13 protein-coding genes are annotated in these 15,608 nt (G+C 51.2%); 3 read left to right on the top strand and 10 right to left on the bottom strand.

Annotated elements, in window-relative coordinates; translation table 11 throughout:
- Nucleotides 1–97 precede the first annotated feature (97 nt).
- Together IX84_RS10015 and IX84_RS10010 are read right to left on the bottom strand one after the other, a co-directional pair.
- Complete coding sequence (locus IX84_RS10015; RefSeq protein ID WP_238578257.1) at nucleotides 98–970, bottom strand: IS5 family transposase; 873 nt, start codon at nucleotides 968–970, stop codon at nucleotides 98–100.
- A gap of 67 nt (nucleotides 971–1,037) precedes the next feature.
- Complete coding sequence (locus tag IX84_RS10010; protein ID WP_044219562.1) at nucleotides 1,038–3,470, bottom strand: agmatine deiminase family protein; 2,433 nt, start codon at nucleotides 3,468–3,470, stop codon at nucleotides 1,038–1,040.
- A gap of 142 nt (nucleotides 3,471–3,612) precedes the next feature.
- Between IX84_RS10010 and IX84_RS10005 the strand changes: the two genes are divergently transcribed.
- Nucleotides 3,613–4,200 (top strand): hypothetical protein, encoded by a 588-nt coding sequence (locus IX84_RS10005; RefSeq protein ID WP_044219559.1) that lies wholly within the window; start codon nucleotides 3,613–3,615, stop codon nucleotides 4,198–4,200.
- 2 nt (nucleotides 4,201–4,202) lie between these two features.
- On the opposite strand, the gene IX84_RS10000 is transcribed toward IX84_RS10005, so the two are convergent.
- The 8 genes from IX84_RS10000 to IX84_RS09965 form a co-directional block, all read right to left on the bottom strand.
- Entirely contained in the window at nucleotides 4,203–4,769 is a 567-nt protein-coding gene (locus IX84_RS10000) for a condensin complex protein MksE (RefSeq protein WP_044219556.1), read from the bottom strand.
- Complete coding sequence (locus tag IX84_RS09995; RefSeq protein ID WP_044219554.1) at nucleotides 4,766–6,004, bottom strand: hypothetical protein; 1,239 nt, start codon at nucleotides 6,002–6,004, stop codon at nucleotides 4,766–4,768. The genes IX84_RS10000 and IX84_RS09995 overlap by 4 nt, the downstream gene beginning before the upstream one ends.
- A gap of 1 nt (nucleotide 6,005) precedes the next feature.
- Entirely contained in the window at nucleotides 6,006–8,681 is a 2,676-nt protein-coding gene (locus IX84_RS09990; protein WP_152604984.1) for an ATP-binding protein, read from the bottom strand.
- 39 nt (nucleotides 8,682–8,720) lie between these two features.
- Nucleotides 8,721–9,029, bottom strand: coding sequence for a DUF4286 family protein (locus tag IX84_RS09985; RefSeq protein ID WP_044219547.1), 309 nt, complete (start codon nucleotides 9,027–9,029; stop codon nucleotides 8,721–8,723).
- Nucleotides 9,030–9,058: 29 nt separating this feature from the next.
- Nucleotides 9,059–10,408 (bottom strand): peroxiredoxin family protein, encoded by a 1,350-nt coding sequence (locus tag IX84_RS09980; RefSeq protein WP_052515911.1) that lies wholly within the window; start codon nucleotides 10,406–10,408, stop codon nucleotides 9,059–9,061.
- A 74-nt stretch (nucleotides 10,409–10,482) separates the two neighbouring features.
- The gene (locus IX84_RS09975; RefSeq protein ID WP_044219771.1) at nucleotides 10,483–12,033 is read right to left on the bottom strand and encodes an Rne/Rng family ribonuclease; all 1,551 of its coding nucleotides are present in this window, start codon (nucleotides 12,031–12,033) and stop codon (nucleotides 10,483–10,485) included.
- A gap of 786 nt (nucleotides 12,034–12,819) precedes the next feature.
- Nucleotides 12,820–13,608 carry a tetratricopeptide repeat protein gene (locus IX84_RS09970; RefSeq protein ID WP_044219545.1) on the bottom strand — a complete coding sequence of 263 codons (789 nt, stop codon included), beginning with the start codon at nucleotides 13,606–13,608 and terminating at the stop codon, nucleotides 12,820–12,822.
- Nucleotides 13,609–13,619: 11 nt separating this feature from the next.
- Nucleotides 13,620–13,928 (bottom strand): HU family DNA-binding protein, encoded by a 309-nt coding sequence (locus IX84_RS09965; RefSeq protein WP_044145658.1) that lies wholly within the window; start codon nucleotides 13,926–13,928, stop codon nucleotides 13,620–13,622.
- Nucleotides 13,929–14,167: 239 nt separating this feature from the next.
- Here IX84_RS09965 and IX84_RS09960 point away from each other — a divergent pair, with 239 nt between their 5' ends.
- On the top strand, nucleotides 14,168–15,043 hold the full coding sequence (locus tag IX84_RS09960; protein ID WP_238578255.1) for a YicC/YloC family endoribonuclease: 876 nt from the start codon (nucleotides 14,168–14,170) through the stop codon (nucleotides 15,041–15,043).
- Nucleotides 15,040–15,606 carry a guanylate kinase gene (gene gmk / locus IX84_RS09955; RefSeq protein ID WP_044219543.1) on the top strand — a complete coding sequence of 189 codons (567 nt, stop codon included), beginning with the start codon at nucleotides 15,040–15,042 and terminating at the stop codon, nucleotides 15,604–15,606. The genes IX84_RS09960 and gmk overlap by 4 nt, the downstream gene beginning before the upstream one ends.
- The last annotated feature ends 2 nt before the right edge of the window (nucleotides 15,607–15,608 follow it).

Below are 15,608 nucleotides of genomic sequence, written 5' to 3'. Positions count from 1 at the left end.
TTTTGTCAAGCGTGTTTCTTCCCACCTAACGAAGTGCAATGGCCAAATCGCATGATGGCCTCCACTTTTTTTAACATTTTTTTAATTACGAAGTTGTCTAAAAATGATTTGTATGGAGTTTAGTTTTTCTCAACAAAATGATTGAAAAGGCTAGGAAATGAGCACTCATCCAATTTCTAGCAGATGTCTCGTACCGGACTAAAAGAGATTTGAAGCCATCAATCCAAGCGTTGGTCCGCTCAACAGCAAACCTTTCCTTATACAACTCAGGGTCTACAAGGTATTCATAATCAGTGTTTTTTGCATTCCTTTTGTTGATGTCTATGTTGGCAAGGATTTCCAGCCCATCACAGTACTCTCTAAAGCTCCTGCTGTCAAAACCAGCATCTGCATTCATTACCAAACCTCTTGGGTCGATATCGGCCTGCTCTAAAATTTCGCAGATATTTTTGAATGCCTTGTTAATTTCATAGAGGTCATGATGATTACCTGATACGGGTTTTGACATCGCTAACGGGATTCCGTTGGAGTCAGTCAAAAACAGCATGTTTGTTGTTTTTGCAGATTTCCGGCTTTGATACCCCACTGCCTCACCACCCATTCTAACTCGGGTCTGGCTACCGTCTAAAGCTACGGTGGACATATCCAAGGCAGCTTTATTTGCTTTCAATAATGCCGTCCATAAGCGATGCCAAGAACCATCTTTAGCCCATTTATTGTAATGATAAAACACTGTTTTATAGGATTTTATGGCAAATCCAAAAAACTGGCGCAGGGGTAACTCTCGCCATTGTGTACCTGTTTTTAGGCGGTATATTATTGCTTTGACCATTTTCCAAAGCTTAACTTTTGGCTTGCGCCCTAGATTTGTTGTGCTCAAATAGGGCATCAAATTGTGTGTGATGAATTTCTTGGTTAATTTTACGTACATAGTTGCGAAAGGAGTTTGGAAAAGTTTAGAGATTTCCAAATATCTCCTTTTGCAACTTTTTGTGCAAACCATCTCGATTTCACCACGATTCTTTTTTAGACAACTTCTACTCCGCAATGGTCATTCGCAGCGTGGCCCGCGACTGCCCCTGACTGAGCTGTAGATTGTAAGTCCCTGCGGGCAAGCCCTCTACGGGCAACTGTAATTGTTGCCCTCCCGCCAGCAAATCCATTTGTCCGCCGCGCAGACGTTGCCCAAATTGGTTGGTCAGGCTCCAGGTCATGACTCCGGCTTTAGGGCTACGGACGGACAATTGCGCCTGATTGACTACCGGATTGGGGAAGATCCGCGCCTTGAGTACACCGGCTTCTGCAAACGAAACACTTGTAGGGTCCAGGTCAAGTACTTCGATCAGGTCCAGGTAAATGAAGTTGCCATAGTCACCAACATTTTCAAATTCTATTGTTACGGCTTGTCCTGTAAAATCTGCCAGGGAGACAGTTTCTGTGCGCCATTCGTCACAACCTTCAGGTACGAACGGGCTGATTTCCGGGCTTGCTGTGGCCAGGTCGCTGCCAAAGGCTTCGTACACGGTGGTCTTATTGCCCTCGCAATCGATCAGGTTTACCCGAAGCCCATCGGCAATACCCGTCGTCTTTTGGGCATGAGCCACATCAAAACGCAGCGTGGGGTTATCCAAACTGCTCAGGTCGAAATTGGCACGCAGGTAATCACTTGTGTTGCGGGTATCGACCAGGAAGTTGTTGATGCGCATGGCACCGGGGTCGCAGAAGTCAAAGTCCACCCGTTCCCAGGCCGCGAGGTCGCCCTCAGGGTTCTCCACCGTCCAGGTTGTTGCCGGGAAGGCATCTTCAAAGGTCTCCAGGTAAGGCTGTTGCAGTTGCCGCACTTCCACATGGCTCATTTGTGCCAGGGTATCAGCAATACTGCCTTTGTAGGCGATTAGCTCCACGGCATAACTCCCCCCTTCCGGATAAATGACTGTCGGCATTTCTACCGTTGAAGTGGCGGGCAGCCCGCCCGGGAAATACCAGCGGATGCTGTCGTAGGCACCGGTTGTCAGGTTCTCAAATGCCACCGCCTCGCCCGGGCAAATCTCGCGGGACTCCGGCCCAAAGGCAGGCTGAAGAGCATCGACTTTAAACCGGAAGTAGCCTTCCGGAGCCACTATAGGGCGCACCTGAGATTTCCCGCTGTTGGCTTCGGCAGCCAGATAATACTCCACTACCGTATTTTCCGGGAAGGGAGGAATACTGCTTGTCCAAACAGATGCTGAAGTATCAGAAAGCACCATATTTACTGTGGTATAATCTGCCTCACCTGCCGTGCGGTAGTGCAGCGTAGCCTCCGCAATGCCACTCTTGTGCTTGATGATCGCGCTAAGCGGATAGGCATCTTCGGTACTTTCCTGGTCTTGCAGGCGGGCGTGGGCAATCCACAGCGGATCGTTTACGCCAACCAGCTTGGTGATGCAGTGGATCGCACCAAGGCTGGGGATGATCCCGTTGCAGTCAATACCCACGATATTGTAGCCGGGCAGGGCCTCCTCATAAATGCGCAGGGCGGTGGTATCGTACTGCTCATCGTAGGTAGGCACAAGCACGGTACCATTCACAAACAGGGAATTAGTGTACGTGCGGTAGTCCCCGTTTTGATCCGGGTAGCGCCCCTGTGCATCAGGTGGCATGGGGATTCTTAGGATGCGGTAGGGATTCCCGAATGGGGTCGGCACCTCGTTGAGCAGGTACTCAATATTGGCTTCTATCTGCGGCCCATCAGACACCCCTTCCGGATACTCCCCGATGATGATGGTTTCTTCGTCAATGAAACGCATGTGCATATCGAGGTGGTGGATCACATCGTAGGGCAGAGCAGGCAACTTCACATAGCGGTCCACACCGAAAAAGAGGTTGGCAATCTGGTCGATCTCTGCTTCGGTTTTGAAGGGGTTTTCCTCCAGGATCAGGTCAGAGGAAAAAATGGTGCCCATGCCATCACGGAGGTTGTTCCCTCCGCTGTGCACCCAATCGTAGGGCGGCTCTATGGCTTCGTAAATGGGTAGCCCGAGGTGCTGAGCGATGAAGGCCGGGATTTTATCATCATTCGGACGCCAGGGCCGGTTGTAGATGTAATCCGCGATCATCAGGCTGTCTACGTCATTGTGGTAAATTGTCCAGGGGCCGTAGTCCCGAATCCAGATGGAATCATACTCCGGGCTTAGTATCTCAACGTTTTCCAGGGAAACGTTCCCGGAACTGAGGTAATTCGAAACGGCAGAAGGGTTATCTGCAAAGATGATGACTTTGCATTCGGCGGAGCCATGGCGCACAATCTCCCTGAGCAGGATCGCATGCTGATTGCGCCAGCTTACCAGCAGTGCCTGTGATTCTTCCCACTCGGCCATCAGGCGCACCGGGGCGGGGGGTGGATCCGTGCTGACTTCCTGTGCCCGGGTTGAGGTAGCAGGCAGCAATAATAACCAAACGAAGCAGATCAGTAGTGTAGACCTTAGTTGCATAGGATGAGTTTTGTACCTCTTAAAGATACACCGATACCACTACTTTTTAAAAGACAACTTTGGATTGCGTCGCCAAAATTGCCAGAACGTTGTTATCAGCCTCCCTAAAAGATTGTACCTTTTCGTGAAGAAAAAATAATGTATGCCCGTTTTTGAAGAAAGTGGCCTGCAGTTCGGGTTCGATAACCGGTGGACGGTACGCAAGTACGATGCCCACCGCTTCTTTCAGGGCTTCAGCGGTGCCGGTCTGAAGGGGGTAGACTTCATTGCCCTATCAGGCAGTGCGCTGCTCTTGCTGGAAGTCAAAAACTACCGTCGGCGCCGGGCCTGGCAAACGGAAAACCCTTTTGACCGTATTTTGGAAACTCCGGAAATATTCGCCGGACATATGGCGGGCAAGTTTACAGATACCCTGCGGGCACTCCGGGCTATTGGCACTTACTATCGCCGAAAGTGGTTATTCCGACTATTCCGACCCATCTTGCTGAGGCGTTCCGGAGGGCACTCCGACTGGGCATTCTGGGCACAGGTGGATGCACATCTGCAAGGCGGCCAACCCGTGATCGCGGCACTTTGGCTGGAAACCGAACGAGACCAGGCTGTCTTCCGCGAGCAGCTAAGGCAGTCCCTGAAAAATCTGCTTGAAGATGAGGTTCAGGAAGTACAGGTGTATCATCTGGCCATGGACAAATCACCGGAGGGCATTCAGGTGTACCTTGCTCAAAAATAACCCTACTCTTCCTCCTCCGCGAGCCGCTGATTGTAGCGGGCTACCGAACGGGCGAATTCCAAAAAGTACTTATGTGCCGGAGTAAACCGGAAAATCTGATCGTCCAGCCTCTCAATGATGCGGCGGCGGTGCAGGCGGTTGTAGAAATTGCGGCGGGCCTGGGCGTCCTGCAGGTTGGTAGTAGCGTCAAGGACTTCCCGGAAGGAAGACATTTCAAACATTTGCTCCACCTGCTCAAACTCCAGCGTGTGAAAAGAAAGCTGCTCCAGCAGGTTATAGCCTTCCCGGTCGAGCTCATAGCATAATATACCCAGGAAGATGCACACATCGCGCGAAAGCGGGTCGCTGTCCCGCCCACTTTGCAAAAAGGCGTACTCACTGTGGTATTCCAGGGACAGCCCGAAGGACTCCCGAAAAAAAGCCTGATAAAAATCAACGTGCTGCTTTAGCGTCATGAAAGCCGGGTCGCCTTCGAGGAGGAAACGCCCGTCTACCAGCAAGGCTTCCACTACATCCTGATGGCCCTCGGGGAAAGTGATGCGGCGTTCCGCAGTGGTATCCGTATTCATAAAGCAGTCGATTTTTGAGCCCCTGTTTCCTGCGCTTTGCGGCGTACCTCCATGACGGGGAGGTCAAAAACAGCGGACTCGATTTGTAATTGGATGCGGCCTTCGCCAAATTCGGCTTCGTACTCGTCAGCTTCTTCAAAGAGCAGGCTGCCAATTTTGAGGAAGCGCTCGGTGGTAGGCATGGCTTCGTGCGCCTGCATCGCCTCATAGCACCATTCAAAGTAGTTGCCAACCGGGGCCGCAGCCTTAAGTGCCTGCTGGTAATGGCGGCGGTTGAAGTAGACCTGACGGGTGTTCACCGGGGCGGTTTCTTCTTCCTTAAGGACAATATCGGCCGGGCGGCGCTCAAACTGCTGCAGGAACAGCTCCAGCCCCACACCTATATTACTGCCCGTGAGCGTGAACAACCGGCGCGCGGGCATCACCGGCACTTCGTGCAGGAAAGGCCGCTCCAGAAAATAAAGCCAGCCACTGAGGATTTCCGACTCGGTCTGCAGGCGCTCGATCAGTGGCAGCAACTCGCGGGTCACCACATGGGATTGCCGGAGAATGCGGGCTTCAGCTTCACGCAACAACTCATGCAGACGCTCAAACCGTTGCCGGATACCGGTGTGCGGATGATTGAAGCGCTCCACATTAACATAAGCGGATACCTGATTCAGCAGATTGGTAATGGACTGCTTTTTCTGGACGTCGAGGATTCGGTTGAGCGGCTCGATGTAATATTCGATCAGGTGGCGGGCGCGGCGTACCCGCTCACTGTAGGGGATTTCGCCTTTGTTGGCCTTGAGGTACTGACTGTTGCGCAGCAGCTGGCTCGTATTGCTCTCTACATTTTCCAAAAACTCCTGCAGTTCCTGATAGAAGGCGTCGAGGCGTTCAGCCAGGATGAGAATGTCATCGTCCCGGAACGCCTGAATGCGCTTGAACAGCTCAAGGAAAGCCTGCCGGTACTTGGTCAGCTCCTCCGGCAGCAGCGGCTTAAACTCGTTAAGCAGAAAAGCCAGAAAGCCCCGCACCGGCTCATTGATGCGGAAGCCATTAGGCTGGCTGACCACCAGTTTGTAGTCCAGCATCCGCTTGACGATAACGTCCGCTTTTTCTTCTGTGGCTTCTTCAAACAGATCCCGACCAATGATGCTGTGCTCCAGTTGCAGGCGGTAGAGCGTGCGGAACAGCTCGAAGTTATCTTCGAGGAAGCGGAGGGCCTTATCTGGTTCTGCTTTTAAGATCATGCTATACCGCTTGGGCTACCTGAATAACGTGTTTCTGCTCATCAACCACCAACTGCCCGCTGGGCTGCCGCTGAATAAGCAGATACTGGTCAAAGCCGTCCACAATATCCGGGGCGGCAAAAATGGGATAAAAGTGGTGCTCTTTGCAGAACTCCACGAGCTGGGGCCGGTTCTTCCCATCGATGGTGGCAATCTCGTCGATAAACAAGACCACCCGGTTGTCCGGGCTACGCTGCGACAGCCGGCTGATGACCGCCATGACGATGATGAGGCGCAACATCCGGTCCGTACCATCTGACTCCACCTGCCGCCCGAGGTTGACCGAGCGGACTTTACCATTGATGGAAAGCCGCAACTGCAGGTTGAACAAATCACTAAAGGCGATGGCCTGCCCTTTCTCGAGGTACTCCCTCAGGATGTCGAGCCGCTTGGCAGTATGGTCGGGCATACGGAACAGCCCATCAGTGGTGAGGGACAGCTCAGCGATGGACCGCAGGTCGTTCTGCAGGCGCTCGTTGGGCTCAAGCAGTACATTGAGGGATTCCAGATTGGAGATTTGGATCTCGCCCATCGTCTGGTTGAACTCATGGTGCACGAAAGCTTTGAATTCCTCATAGGCATCCAGAAAACGCTGAGCCGGGTTAGCAAACTGCACAGCAATGCTTTCCAGCAGGCTTTCGATACTCTGCTGCTTATCCCCGATCGAGAGCATTTCCTGCTCTAGCTGGGTGACAAACTGTTGCTCGTCGGCCAGGTCAAACTGGGTTTTGTCTTTGAGCTGTTGGAACAGGCGCTGCCGGGCTTCCCGCTTTTGGGCCACCTCTTTGCGCAACTGCTTGATCTGATTGAATAATTGCCGGATGGCATCGGGCGTGCGCACCATTTCCTGTGCATCAGGCTCCATAACGGGCAGGTTCATTTCCTCCACTTCCCGCTGATCGCGCTCCATATCCCGTGTTGACTGCTCAATGCCCTGCACCTCTTCCTGCAGCTGTCGGATAGCACGCTGCCGCCGCTGCAAGTCCTCCTGTACGGTGCGGTATTCCTGTTCGAGCGTATTCAGCTGCTTCTCCAGCTTGCGGATAGCCTGCTGCTGGCTTTTTAGTTCGTTTTTGATTTCAGGCAGCGCGCGCACCTGCTGCAGGGACTCCTCCAGTTCCTGGCGTTTAGCCTTGGCGGCTTCGAGTTGTTTTTTGATTTCGGCGCTGTTCTGAGCCGTGTCCATCAGCTGGGCGTAGCGGTCGCGTTCCTGCTGTAGTTCGGCGACTTCTTCTGCCAGTTGCCCGGGGTTGCTTACTTCCTGCATAGGAAAATCCTCAGGCAGCTCAATCTGCCCGTCGAAGAGCTCAATGAGGCGGCTGGCCTGGCTGATGGGCTTCTTGATTTGTGCTTTTGGCAATCGGGCGATATCCGGATGCAGGATGCTGTTGAGGAGGCGGCGCTGCGCATCGTCTTTCGCCAGGTGGGCTATAAGCCAGTCGTTGATATCGGCCTGCTGTGCCGCTTTGCGCTGTATTTGCTGATCTAGGCGCTCAATGCGGCGCTGCAACTGCTCTGGTGGCTGGGCGGCATTAGCAGCATACTGCTGCAGCCGGAACCAGAGCTGCTCCACTTTCTCCTGCTGATTTTGCAATTGTTGCTCCAGCAGGCTTTCAGCGGGGAGTTCCAGTGCTTGCTGCTGCTGTTGCTGTAGGGTTTGGGCTTCGCTCTTCAATTGGCGAAGCTCATAATCAAGACGGCCCTTTTGCTGATTGATCCGGTCATTCTCCACACTTTTGGCCTGAAGCTCGCCCTCCATTTGCTCAATTTCCTGCTTTTTGCGATGGCGCTGTTCCATTAGTGTGGCCCGTCGCAGGTTGGCACTGGCGAAAAAGGTAGCCGCCTGCTGGCAAAGCAGCTCGTAGTGGGCTTTCACTTCGCTGACCAGGCTTTTGAACTGGGTGAACTCTGCCTCAATATTTTTAAGTACAGACAACTGCTGGCTTTGGTAGCGCAGGCGGTCAATCTGCTGTATATTCTGCCGGCTGTAGCTCAGCTCGTCCTGATCGCGGCTGTCGGCAATCAGCAGGATGTCCTTGAGGGCCCGGTTGTCGATGAGTTTAGAGTTGATGAGGTAGCGGTAGACTTTATTAAAACTATTGTACGTACCGCTGATCTTGCACTTATCGGTGAGCCAGACCACGGCATCATTTCGGTCCCCAACCTGATAGATGTGCTTGAGGATTTCCTGGACCTGATCGATTTTTTTGACCTTCGCGCCTGCTTTGACGGCGGTGCGCATTAGTTCCTTGTAGTTGCGCAGGTGTTGTCCATCTGCCTGCTCTTCAAAGAAATAGCTGCGTTGATAAGGCTGATCGATGCGGGTGTAGAGCACCTCATTGTCAGCATTGCGGTGCACAAGCATGCAATAGCGGCGGTCCCGCTTTTTGACCTCGAAGAGGATGAAGCTCCGCTCCGGGCTTGGGAAGTAGTGCGCCAGGGTCTCCTTATCGGCCGTACGCTGCCCGCTGAAGTTCATCAGGCGTTTATTGACCAGGAACAGGAAGTTAAGGGCATAGATCAGGGAGCTCTTGCCTACGTTATTGGGGCCTACCAGCTGCAGGGAGTGGCCGTGTTCGAATCCGACCTCTGCCATTTTGTAGGCACAGGAGTTAATGAGTACGAGTTTGGTCAGCATAGCCGACAAAGATAAAAAAACAAGGCTAAGAAAGCAGGGCTACAGTACTTTCATCAGGGTACGGAAAGCAACGAACTTACCCTTGTACCGGTCCTGATGGTCTTTCTGCAACAGGTAGGCATGCTTTTCCTGATAGAGTTGGTAGGTGGTCATATTGGGGCTCAGGTACTGAATGCTATAGGTGAAGCCATCGGACTCATCCGTACCCAGCAGGCGGGAAATCCGGTGCTCGATGAACATGCCGGTTTCCATAATCGCCGGGATGTGCACCCGGCGCATCCACCGCAGCCAGTCTTCGTGTACGTCGTGGTCTATTTTCACCGTAACATTATACAGGATCTTGCTCATGTTTATTTTTTAGCATTTTGTAGGAAGGGCTATTCTCCAAAGATTTCAGCCAGTTTGATTTCCAGGGCTTCTGCACGAAGTTTGTTGGCAATGACGCTGCCCTCAGCGTCAACAAGCACGGTGTGGGGGATAGAACGCACTCCATACAGTTGGGCGACTTCGTTCTGCCAGCCTTTCAGATCACTTACGTGAGGCCAGGTTAGTCCATCAGCTTCAATAGCAGCCAGCCACTTATCGCGGTCCCGGTCCAGGCTGATGCCCAGTATCTCGAAGCCTTTATCCTTGTATTTTTCGTATACTTTCACCACGTTGGGGTTCTCCCGTCGGCAGGGTCCGCACCAGCTTGCCCAAAAATCGAGCAGAACAACCTTCCCCCTGAAATCCGAAAGGCTCAGTGGCTCACCCTCGGGGCTATTCTGCGAAAAGTCCGGCGCACTGCCGCCTTTCATCAGGTTTTTCACCTGTTCGATCTCCGCATACATGCTCGCTGCCGCATCCGGATCTTTCTCTTTGTAAACGTCAATAAACGCCTGTGCGAAGTGAGCAAAGCTTTGGCTGTTCCTTTGCTTAAGTCCTGCCACGACCCCGGAGAGCGCCAGCTTGTGTGCCGGTGAGCCAGGCGCTATGCCGGACATTGCCCCCTCGATAAACTGCTGCTGCCGTTCCGCATTAATACCAATGCTCGCCAGCGTGGTGGCATATTCCTGGAACTTTTCGAAGGTCCAGGGCAACTGTCCGTATACCGGCTGGGAAAAGTCTACAAGGCCAAAAAACTCGTTGGCGAAGTATTCAATTTCATTACCGTACCCTTCCGGGTGGTTGTGGTAGCTCAGATAGGTGTTCAGTCGCACAATAGGGCCAAACAAAGGGTGTTGTTTTTCAGCGCGGGCCAGCAGGGCCAGCTTTTTTTCGTCCAGGGCTTCCATATCAGCAACGACTGCAGCCTTACCTGCACTGTCCCGTTTGGACTGGTAACGGCGGATCAACCCTGCGCCTTCCTGCTTGAGGGCATTGATTTCTGTCTTCAGCTCCTGATAGTTCGTATTCAATGGAGAGTCACCAACTGCGGCAGTCCGGATTTTAAGGCAGCTGCCAGACAAGCGTATGGTGTCCTCCTCACCAAGCAGGAGTGGGATCATATTGCTGCGGCTGGTCCCGATGTAGAAGAAGCTTGTTTCCTGCTTTGGCAAACGGACCTGATACTGATCCTCTCCGGTTTTCTCTACTGATTGGACCGGATAGAACTTGCTGCCGTCAAACTTCAGGAGGGCCAGCGGTTCCTGGCAACCGGCCAGATTTACTTCTACCACGACTTCCTGAGCCGGCGCTGCAAGAGTAAACAGGCATAGTATCCATATGGAAGACAGTAACTTATGCATGGTCTTATGTTTTGGCGTTATAAAGGTAAAATACAAAAGGTGAAGCATTTTACCACTCCACCTTTTACCCGTTCTTAGTTCAGTCGGATTTCATCCTCGTTCTCATCGTAGAACTTGTACTTGGTCAGGTGGAAATCATTATTCGCCTGAATACGCACCCACTTGTAGTAATTCATGTACCAGCGCATTTGCACGCTTGGGAGCCCTTTCTTGAGGTAAGCCTCAATGAAGGGGTGTACCAGTAGTTTGATTTTCGACTTTGGCCGGGACTGAACGATGAAGTTCAGGTCGCGCTCGATCTCGTCATAAATCAGCAGGGAAGCATTGATCTTTCCGGTACCGTTGCAGGTTGGGCAGACTTCAGAAGTGCTGATATTGACCTCCGGCCGCACCCGCTGACGGGTAATCTGCATCAGCCCGAATTTGCTCAGGGGCAAAATCGTATGCTGAGCGCGGTCTTTCTTCATAAACTGCCGCATGGCCTTGACGAGCTCTTTGCGCTGCTCAGCCTTGCGCATATCGATGAAGTCGATAATAATGATACCACCGATGTCCCGCAGGCGCAACTGCCGTGCAATCTCTTCTGCTGCTTCCAGGTTGACCCGCATGACGGTATCTTCCTGCTTTGAGCTGCCCATTTTGTGCCCGCTGTTCACGTCAATAACGTGCATAGCTTCGGTGTGCTCAATGACGAGGTAAGCCCCACTTGGCATAGTAGCCGTTTTGCCAAAGGATGCTTTGATCTGTTTGGTTACACCGTGGGCATCAAAAACAGGCTTATTGGTCCGGTGTAAATTGACAATCTTGACCTGCTCCGGAGATATATTCTCGAGGTAGCCCCGGATGTTTTGGTACATCTGCTTGTCGTTGACTACAATCCGGTTGAAGGAGTCCGTCAGTACGTCCCTCAGTATACTCGAGGTTTTATCCAGTTCGCTGAGGAGTTTCAAAGGCGGCTTGGCCTTGTGGAGCTGTTTGTGAATATCCTCCCAGCTCTGCATGATCTGAATGATCTCTTCGTGCAGGTCCGCCACTTTCTTGCCTTCAGCCGCTGTGCGCACAATTACGCCAAAGCTCTTCGGCCGGATACTCTCTACCAGGAGGTGGAGGCGTTTACGCTCTTCGGCATTACTGATTTTTTTGGAAACAGCCACGACGTTGGAGAATGGCGTGAGGACGATATAGCGCCCCGGCAGTGTCAGCTCACAACTCAGGCGCGGCCCTTTGGTGGAGATCGGCTCTTTAAGCACCTGAACCAGGATAGGCTGCTTCTTACTAAGCACCTGATCGACTTTACCGGTTTTGATGATATCCGGCTCCATCTTGAAGTTGTCAAGTGTATGAGTATTGACCCCGCCTGACATCGCACCATTCGTGAATTTGAGCAGCGACTTGAGCTTGGGGCCCAAATCAGTGTAGTGCAGGAAGGCGTCTTTAGGGTGCCCGATATCCACAAAAGCGGCATTCAGGCCAGGCATGAGGCGTTTGATACGCCCTACGAAAATGTCCCCTACGGTAAAATTGTCGTTGGTTTTCTGATAGTGGATTTCTACCAGTTTTCCGTTTTCAAGCAACGCAATTTGAACCTCCGTGGGGGTGGAATTGATGATAAGTTCTTTTTCCACGGTCATGTTTTTGGGCTCCTGCCTGAACTCTCGGGGCTCGCCTTATACCAAGGTAGCGGCAACCGCCCGGCACGGGCAGAAGTCAAAGATAAACTCGGTCTCAGCGATCAAGCGAGATACGAACAGCAGTGGAAAAGAACCGTTGAAGTGTCACCCTAAGCCAATTATAAAGTGCCTTTGATGTTAATAAAGGCAGAGCATAAAAGCTTTGGGCTCATTTATCGTAAAGTTAGGTCTGCTTTAACAGGAAGGAAGCTGCTTTGTCTTCATAAAAGGAGCCTGATTAGAGGCAAAATATCTTCTTGCTAACACGCGCCTACTGCGCCGTGTCGTTCTCTGCAGCTCTAAAGTATCCTATTATACAAGCTCTCCGGTAGCCGCTCTTTCGATTCGGGCTATACTTTTGGGCCTGTAACCTGTCAAAGAAGTTTTTTCTTTCTTCTGCCAGCACCTCATGTATAATCTGAGGCACTAACCTGAAGTGGATCAGCGGTTATTACAGCTGAAAGGGTATGAGGCGACGGGCCGTATTTGAATGACGGCTCCCCAACTTCATCCGGCATAGCTGATGTACAATACCACGCCTGAATACACCGCTTCCGGAGTCAGGCACAGGCCAGACTCCGGAAGCAACCGAAAATCACTTACTTATTCTTCTTCTTATGACGATTCTTGCGCAAGCGCTTTTTACGTTTGTGCGTTGCGATCTTATGTCTTTTTCTCTTCTTTCCACAAGGCATAGTCAGAATCCTTTTAAAAATGAAAAAATCAAATATTTAATGATAATTACTGTCTCAGTTGCCGGCACTGCTCAGCAAATGCATTAGCCTGCTCAGCATTTCCGGCGCCTTCATAAGCTTGAGCCAGTAAACAAATGGTTGTCACGTTCTGCGAGTCAGCTTTCAAAGCGGCCTCCAGGCGTTTGACGGCATTCTCAAACTGCCCGGTACGAATAGATAGCCGGCCAAGGGCATTAAGTACTAAAACATTGTCAGGCTGCTCTTGGTTGAGTTCTCTCAACATCAGCACCCCTTTCATTGGGTTGTCTTCCGGCGGATTATTGGTATAAGTCAGCGCCAGGTTAACCCGATTGGCCAGGTTTTCCGGATTCAGGGAAATGGCATTTTCAAAAGCCTGTATTGCCCGTTTCGAACAAAAAGACTTTATCCGCTCCTCTGTCGTACGCTGTGTACAGATAGAGTAGGTAGTCCCTGCGATGGACCATGCCCCCTCGTTATTTTCCACCTCAGCCACCTGCTGCGCATAGTGGCCGGCGATGGAGAAACGCTGCAATTGATACCATTCCCCGGAGAGCTCCTTGTACAAGCCTACCCGGATGCTGTCTTCAAGTGAAGACTCCAGGTCTTGCTCAAGGCCCGAAATCATCGAGCGCTGAGCAGGCTCAAGCACTGCTTTAGCTTCCTGAATGACCAAATTAATGTCTGTACTTTCAACCGATAGTGCTCTGGACGTTTCCAGACTTGCGATATCTTCAGGTTTTCGGTCGCAGCCCAGGTAGAGTACCAGAAACAAGGCTAATGCCCCGGCGATGACCGCCCACTGAAGCTTTGTCATATCAGCAAAAGTTATTTTGTATCTTCATCCGGGAGCGCATCCACATTTTCTTTCACCTGCTCCACGAAAACCTTCGCCGGCTTGAATGAAGGGATATAATGCTCAGGGATTTCTATGGCGATATTCTTCTTGATATGGCGACCGATTTTTTTGGCGCGCTTTTTAATCACGAAAGAGCCAAAACCGCGGATATACACGTTCTCACCATCAGAAAGGCTGCCTTTCACTTCTTTGAAGAAAGTCTCCAAGGTAACCAACACGTCTACCTTTGGCACACCTGTTTTCTCTGAAATTGCTGCAACCAAATCAGCTTTTCTCATCGTTAGTTCTTGGTTTATAGTCAGTTATAGCAATTCTTGCTTTTTCAAAACGAAGGGCAAAGCTCGGTATTTATTTTTTTAATCGAAAATAAATGTTTGGTTTATTTTTACTTTTTTTGGTTCGCGCTCAACTGGTTACAGCAAAAAATGACTTTTCCATTCCTTTCTTTATCTTTGCACATTGCAAAATTGCGGCTGTATTAGCCTACCTTCCGGGCTTAAAGCCTAAACTTATTTCTATGCTGCTATCAATGACAGGCTACGGCCGCGTGTCACATCCCTTTAAGGATAAAACCATCAATGTAGAGCTCCGGTCTCTCAATAGTAAATACACTGATATCAGGGCCAAAATACCTCAAAACTACCGGGAAAAAGAGCATGAACTCCGCAAGCTCATCTCCGACCGGGTGCACCGGGGCAAAATAGAGGTCAATATCGAAGTAGCTTCTGATAGCGGGGATGAGGAGTACGGCCTCAACGAACCGCTCTTCCGCAAATACCACCGGGAGCTGAGCCGCCTTTCTTCCGAACTCAACATACCGGATGGCGATATGCTGCAGGCTATTCTACGGCTGCCCTCTGTAGTGGCGACTGCGGCTGACAGCATAGACGAAGAGGAGTGGTCTGCCATGAAAACCGCGCTGAATGACGCGATAGAGAAGTTCACCGCTTTCCGCACCGCCGAGGGCAATGCCATGAAGGAGGATCTGCAACTACGCGTTGAAAACATCTCCAGCCTGCTCCAGCAATTGGACCCGGAGGAGGAAGAGCGCGTGACTAAACTGAGGCAGCGTATGCGGCAAAGTTTGGATGAGCACCTGGGCAAGGACAAAGTAGACGACAGCCGCTTCGAGCAGGAGATACTGTTCTATCTCGAAAAAATTGATATCACGGAAGAGAAAGTCCGCCTCGAACAGCACTGTAAGTACTTTATTGAGGAACTCAACAAAAAGCAGCCCCTCAAGGGCCGGAAATTAAGCTTCATCAGCCAGGAGATGGGCCGGGAGATCAACACTATGGGTGCCAAAGCCTATTCTTCCAGCATCCAAAAGCTGGTAGTAGAGATGAAGGACGAGTTAGAAAAAGTTAAAGAACAAGTGGCCAACACCGTATGAGTAAGTTATTTCTATTTGCCGCGCCTTCAGGAGCTGGCAAAACTACTATTGTCCGGCATCTCCTTGAGCGCTATGATCATTTGTCTTTTTCCACCTCAGCCACTACCCGGCCCAAACGGCCGCATGAAACGGATGGCAAAGACTACTATTTTATTTCTCCGAAGCAGTTTACGGAGTTAGTGAAAAGCGAGGGCTTTGTGGAATGGGAAGAGGTATATGAGGGCCTGTTCTATGGCACCCTCAAAAGTGAAGTGGAGCGGCTATGGGGAAAGGGTAAGCATATTGTGTTCGATATTGATGTAAAAGGTGCAGTCAATATTAAGGAAGCCTACCCCGAGGAGGCAATCGCTGTATTCGTCAAGCCCCCTTCACTTGAGGCGCTGCGTCAGCGGTTGGTTGCCCGTGGCACTGAGGACGAGTCTAATCTCCGTAAACGGCTGGACAGAGCGGCTGAAGAAATGACCTATGAGGGCCGTTTTGACATCGTACTCATCAACGATGACCTGCAACAAGCGCTCCGTGCTGCGGAAAAAATTATTGAAGATGCAATAAAGGAAGCCTAGAC

The organism is Phaeodactylibacter xiamenensis (genome assembly GCF_000759025.1).
Lineage (GTDB): Bacteria > Bacteroidota > Bacteroidia > Chitinophagales > Saprospiraceae > Phaeodactylibacter > Phaeodactylibacter xiamenensis.
Note: the sequence above shows the minus strand (reverse complement) of the source record. Positions and strands in the feature narration are given on the sequence as shown.